We start from the raw sequence: 5,043 nt of genomic DNA, 5'->3' as shown, positions 1-5,043 counted from the left end.
CGCGCTCAACTTGCCTGGTCTCGTCTACATGCCCGTGGTGGGATTGCTGCTTCTGCTGGCAGCATGGCAACTCATCCGGCCAAAGCGCACGGCACCATTGCCCGAGTCCGCGGTGGCCGAGCCGCCGTTCCTTCCCTCGCTTGCAGCCGGCGGCATCGTGGGCTTCGTCTCCGGCGTGACCGGCGTCGGTGGCGGCATCTTTATCGCGCCGCTGATCATCTCGTTTGCATGGGCGACCACGCGGCAGGCTGCCGCGATCTCAGCGAACTTCAATCTGCTGAATTCAGCCGCGGCCCTAGCCGGCGCCTGGGCGACCCTGCCGGGCCTACCACCGCAATTGCCGCTGTGGTTGCTGGCTGCCGCGCTCGGCGGGCTCCTCGGCTCATGGCTCGCACTCAGCCGCCTGTCACCGGCGAACTTGCGCATCGTTCTGTTCTTGGTTCTTGTTGTCGCCGGAATGCGCTTGATATTTGCGTGGTATCGGCTTTGGTAACCGATGCACAGCTAACGGGTACTCCGTATCCGACCATCCTGGCTCGTCGCACCCGCCGCGGGCCGATCAATCCACCGGCTTGCAGCTGACGGACTTGATCGTCGGACTTGTCATCAACGCCGATGTGGCACGCGCCGGATGGCAGGCTGCGCGCAAGAAGCCCAAAGACGCAAGCCCGTAATTCTCGCGCAGAATTCACACCCCCGAGGCGTTCGCGTTCGGGAAAAACAGCTGTTGACCGTTGATCTTGTAGTCCGCAATCGCCTTCTGGCCTTCCGGCGAAATCAGCCAATCGATGAAGGCCTGACCTTCCGCCTTCTTGACGTTGGCATGCTTCTCGGGATTGACCAGAATGACGCCGTATTGATTGAACAGCTTGTTGTCGCCTTCGACCACGATCTCGAGATCGCCCCGGTTCTTGAAGTTCAGCCAGGTGCCGCGATCGGCGAGCACATAGGCATTGGCGGCCGACGCGGTGTTGAGCGCGGCACCCATGCCCTGCCCGATCGCCCTGTACCAATCCCCTTTGTCGGCACCGGCAACATCCACTCCGGCCTGCTTCCACAGATTGAGCTCGGCGACATGCGTGCCGGACTTGTCACCGCGCGAGATGAACGGCGCGGACTTGCCCTTGATCGCCTTCAGCGCACCAACGATGTCTTTCGACGCCTTGACGCCGGCCGGATCGCTCTTCGGCCCGATCAGGATGAAGTCATTATACATCACCGGGAACCGCTTCACGCCGAAGCCTTCGGCGACGAATTTTTCTTCGAGCGGGCGCGCATGCACGAACACCACATCGGAGTCGCCGCGCCGCCCGGTATCGAGCGCCTGTCCGGTACCCTGGGACACCACCTTCACGTCGATCCCGGTCTTCTTCTTGAACAGCGGCAGCAAATGGTTGAACAGGCCGGAATCCGTGGTCGAGGTCGTGGACGACACCACGATCGATTTCTCCTGCGCGAGCGCGGGCGAAGCCACCGCGATCAGCGCCGCCGCGCCGGATGCGATGAGGTTGCGGCGATGAATCATGTCTTTCCTCCGGTTGTTACTCTCTCAGACGAGCAGTTCGCCGGCGACAAAGCGACGGGCAGCGTCGGTCCCAGGCGAGGTGAAGAAGGTTTGCGTATCGGCGATCTCGACGATGCGGCCTCTGTTCATCAGCACGATCTCGCCGCCAAGCCGTCGCGCTTCGCCGAGATCGTGCGTGGCCATGACGATCTTGATGCCGCGCGCGGCAATGCCGGCAATGATGTCCTCGGTCGCCTTGGTGGCGGCGGGATCGAGGCTTGCGGTCGGTTCGTCGAGGAAGAGAATCTCGGGCTCTTTCGCAAGCGCGCGTGCGATCGCGAGCCGCTGCTGCTCGCCGCCCGACATGCGCCGCGCGGGGCGGTCCGCCAGAGCGCCGAGACCGACGCGGTCGAGCAATTCCTGCGCAGCCGCGTCACGCTCGGCGCGTGGCATGCCGGCGGCCGCGAGCGCATAGGTCAGATTGCCGGCAGCGGAGCGGCGCAGCATGACCGGCCGCTGGAACACGATCGCGCGTCGCGTCGGCGGCACGTCGGTGCGTCCGCCATAGGTGACGCGGCCGCGGCTCGGCGGCACCAGGCCCATCGCAACCCGCATCAGACTCGATTTACCCGACCCGTTCGGGCCGACGAGCATCGTCGGTGCTCCGGTCGCGAATGTCAGCGAAACATGGTCGAGGATCGTCACCTCGCGCGCGAGCAACGACACGTCTTCGAGCATTAACGGCAGATCGGTGGCGGGCGCGCGCATCGGCATCATCCCGCAAAACGCTCGCCGGCGCGACGCACGCCCCAGGCCAGGGCATTCACGATCAGCACCAGAGTGAGCAGGATAATGCCCAGACCAATGGCCAGAGGAAGGTTGCCCTTCGAGGTCTCAAGCGCGATCGCGGTCGTCATGACGCGGGTGAAGCCGTCGATATTGCCACCGACGATGATGACCGCGCCAACCTCAGCAGCCGCCCGTCCGAAGCCCGCAAGCAGCGCTGTCACAAGGGAAAATCGCGCGTCGGAAATCAGCGTAAGGACGCGGCGCACCGGACCGACATTCATCGCGTGAAGTTCGTCGCGATACTCGGTCCACAGATCCTCGATGGTCTGGCGCGCCAGCGCCGCAATGATCGGCGCCACGAGAATGGTCTGCGCGATGATCATCGCCCCGGGCGTGAAGAGAATGCCGAGGCTGCCGAGCGGCCCCGACCGCGATAACAGAAGATAGACGACAAGGCCGACCACCACCGGCGGTAGCCCCATCAGCGCATTGAGAACCACGATGACGGCATTGCGCCCGCGGAAATTCGTCAGCGCGATCAATGCGCCCAGCGGTATTCCAATTGCGGCGGCACAAACCACCGCCGACAGGCTGACGATCAGGGACAGCCGGACGATGGCGAGCAGAACCGGGTCGGCTCGCAGGATCAGATCTAGCGCTGAAGCATCGGTCGGCACCTGATTTCTGTTGCACTGGGCTCTCCCATGGTCAATTTTTGGAACATGTTCATATTGATACAGTCCAATTCATGTCAGATCTCCTAAATACCGATGAGGCCGCCGCCTACCTCCGGCTGAGTGAACGCAAGCTCTACGAACTGGTCGCGGCCGGAGCCGTCCCCTGCAGCAAGGTCACGGGACGCTGGCTCTTCCCGAAAGCCGCGCTTGATCGCTGGGTCGCATCGGGCATGCCTACATCATTGAAATCGTTTGAGGAAACGGCGCCGCCGATCGTCGGCGGCAGCACCGATCCGCTGCTGGAATGGGCGCTCCGGGAAAGCGGCTCCGCGCTCGCAAGCCTGCCGGAAGGCTCCGAAACCGGCCTTCGCCGCCTGGCACGGCGCGAGGTGATCATGGCGGCGATTCATCTGCATACGCTTGAAGAAACGGACCGGCCCGCCAATGTCGAAGCGGTGTCTCATGCCTCGGGTCTGCACGACGCGGTCGTGATTGCCTTCGCGCGGCGCGAGCAGGGCCTGCTGGTGCCACAGGGAAATCCACGCGGCATCGCTTCCATCGCCGAAATCGCGAGCACGGACCTTCGGTTCGCCCAACGGCAGGAGGGCGCCGGCGCGCAATTGCTATTGCTGAGCCAGCTCGCAAGAGAGCAGATCGAGCTCCGCACCATCAGAACGATGAGGACGGCTTGCGCGACGGGCGCAGACGTCGCGCAAACCGTTCGCGCCGGGCATGCCGATTGCGGCGTTGCGACGCGCGCCGTGGCGGAGGCCGCCGGCCTCGACTTCGTGCCGCTGATCTGGGAGAGCTTCGACCTCGTTCTGCGCCAGCGCGACTATTTTCTGCCCGGACCATCGGCCCTGTTCGGCTTTATGCGGTCCGATCGGTTCCGGCAGCGCGCCGCTGAGCTCGCCGGCTACGACCTATCGGTGTGTGGCGAAATCAGACTGGTCGTTTGAGCTGTTCGTCTTCCGAAATATGGCCCGGGGCGCTTGAAAAACCCGGCGGCTGCGGCCAAAAGGACGCCCACGGAGAGGTGGCCGAGTGGCTGAAGGCGCACGCTTGGAAAGCGTGTATACGGGAAACCGTATCGAGGGTTCGAATCCCTCTCTCTCCGCCACGAATAAGTCATTGATATACTATGATATTTCGCTTCAATCATTTACCGCAAAGCCTCGGAGTTCGTTGAGATATTCGTGCGGCGTGAGACTGAGCGTTGCTCTCAGGACTATTTGGATCGTTCAAAATTGCTATCGGCCTGCCTGAGGGGACTATTGCGCTCAACAAATCGAAACGCTCCCAGCAACAAAGCTTTAGAAAGTGACGCCGGTTACGTTTCCGCGAGGCCGGTTCAGGCTGCTCACAATGCCCGAGGCGATCGTGTCGTCTCCGGTCACGAAGACCACAGCTTGTTTCCTTTTTCGCGTCCCGAACGCTGACTGGAGAGAAGGCGGCAATAGCAGCCACTCGCCGGCGAGCTAGGCCCCCCGCCGGCAAGCCCGCAATTCGATCATGACTCCGGCGACATTCTACAGCGGCGTTCTTGCCCTCTTCGTAGCCGGCCATCACACAGACCGCCGAGAAATGCTTGCGTCTGAACCCTGACGTTATCCGGCGACATCGGCCAAGATATTCTATCATGGGGCTCATCGGCAGCCCTTGCGCGACAACTGACCGGACGGTTGTCACGCTGATGACTCCAGAAATTAGGTCTCGCCGACCAATTGCCCCTTATCTCTCATGCGAACCGTAACATTTTAAATATTATATGAGCTGACCGCCACTATCGCACGCCTATCAACCAAGCGACCGCCGGACGTTGAATGCCGGCACCGGGCGTTGAAGACCCTTCAGCGTGCATTCGCCGACCGACTCGAGGTCGAACCGTTCCTCAATCGCGACTTTGACCTTCGGCTCTATGAGAATTTGCCCATTCTTTGCTTCCGCGCACAGCCGCGCCGCATTACAACGGTACCGATCGCGGCATAGTCGAAGCGCCCCTCAAATCCGATCCGGCCAAGCGTCGCATATCCATGCGCGATCCCGACACCAAAGCCGAGCGCGTGACCGAAG

Annotated in this window: 5 protein-coding genes, 1 tRNA gene and 1 pseudogene; 3 read left to right on the top strand and 4 right to left on the bottom strand. The window is 62.3% G+C overall.

Going from position 1 to position 5,043, the window contains the following annotated elements:
- The coding region (locus VN004_RS20175) for a TSUP family transporter (RefSeq protein WP_325613964.1) at window positions 1-493 on the top strand (493 nt) is incomplete at its 5' end.
- Between the two features lie 195 nt (window positions 494-688).
- On the opposite strand, the gene VN004_RS20170 is transcribed toward VN004_RS20175, so the two are convergent.
- From VN004_RS20170 to VN004_RS20160, 3 genes are read right to left on the bottom strand one after another with little or no spacing between them, the layout of a single operon-like run.
- Window positions 689-1,525, bottom strand: a complete 837-nt coding sequence (locus VN004_RS20170; protein WP_325613963.1) for an extracellular solute-binding protein — start codon at window positions 1,523-1,525, stop codon at window positions 689-691.
- Window positions 1,526-1,549: 24 nt separating this feature from the next.
- A complete protein-coding gene (locus tag VN004_RS20165) occupies window positions 1,550-2,272 on the bottom strand; it encodes an ABC transporter ATP-binding protein (RefSeq protein ID WP_325613962.1) in 723 nt (240 codons plus the stop codon).
- Window positions 2,273-2,277: 5 nt separating this feature from the next.
- The gene (locus VN004_RS20160) at window positions 2,278-2,970 is read right to left on the bottom strand and encodes an ABC transporter permease (RefSeq protein WP_325613961.1); all 693 of its coding nucleotides are present in this window, start codon (window positions 2,968-2,970) and stop codon (window positions 2,278-2,280) included.
- Window positions 2,971-3,041: 71 nt separating this feature from the next.
- Between VN004_RS20160 and VN004_RS20155 the strand changes: the two genes are divergently transcribed.
- Together VN004_RS20155 and VN004_RS20150 are read left to right on the top strand one after the other, a co-directional pair.
- Complete coding sequence (locus VN004_RS20155) at window positions 3,042-3,929, top strand: helix-turn-helix transcriptional regulator (RefSeq protein ID WP_325613960.1); 888 nt, start codon at window positions 3,042-3,044, stop codon at window positions 3,927-3,929.
- 71 nt (window positions 3,930-4,000) lie between these two features.
- A tRNA-Ser gene (locus VN004_RS20150) sits at window positions 4,001-4,090 on the top strand.
- Between the two features lie 802 nt (window positions 4,091-4,892).
- Here VN004_RS20150 and VN004_RS20145 read toward each other — a convergent pair.
- Window positions 4,893-5,043 (bottom strand): annotated as a pseudogene (locus tag VN004_RS20145) (adenylate/guanylate cyclase domain-containing response regulator); the annotation flags it as partial.

The sequence above is a fragment of the Pseudorhodoplanes sp. genome, assembly GCF_035565855.1.
Taxonomy (GTDB): domain Bacteria; phylum Pseudomonadota; class Alphaproteobacteria; order Rhizobiales; family Xanthobacteraceae; genus Pseudorhodoplanes.
The sequence above is the reverse complement of the archived record's forward strand: the minus strand, read 5'-3'. Positions and strand labels throughout refer to the sequence as shown.